Genomic DNA, 353 nt, shown 5'->3' with positions numbered 1-353 from the left:
ATGCCTAAACCAATTACTGGAATAGCAAAAAGGCTAAATAGGATGATAGGCTTTCGACCAAAGGACTCTGAAGCGATAGCCCACGGTACTAAGCTAATTGATAACCCAAGTGTGGTTGCAGCAAATAGCCAGTTGATTTGGGTTTCCGACACTTGGAAGTGCTGAGCCATGTGCGGCAAGATAGGTTGAAACACATAAAGATTACAGAAAATGATAAATGAACCAATCGCTAATGATTGAGTGATCCGTTTGTATTGAGTACTGCCTTTATCGAACATTTATCTTGTGCCTATGCGAGGAGTTAAGCTATTTGTGAACAAGTTATCAGCACAATGATGATTAAAGAAATATAT

Annotated in this window: 1 protein-coding gene; it reads right to left on the bottom strand. The window is 39.1% G+C overall.

Annotation, left to right across the window (positions count from 1 at the left end; genetic code table 11):
• Window positions 1-278: MFS transporter (locus BCT81_RS12695; protein WP_133152616.1), on the bottom strand; the 278-nt coding region annotated here is incomplete at its 3' end.
• Between the last annotated feature and the right edge of the window lie 75 nt (window positions 279-353).

The sequence above is a fragment of the Vibrio sp. 10N.261.52.A1 genome (assembly GCF_002876325.1).
Taxonomy (GTDB): Bacteria; Pseudomonadota; Gammaproteobacteria; order Enterobacterales; family Vibrionaceae; genus Vibrio; species Vibrio chagasii.
The sequence above is the reverse complement of the archived record's forward strand: the minus strand, read 5'-3'. Positions and strand labels throughout refer to the sequence as shown.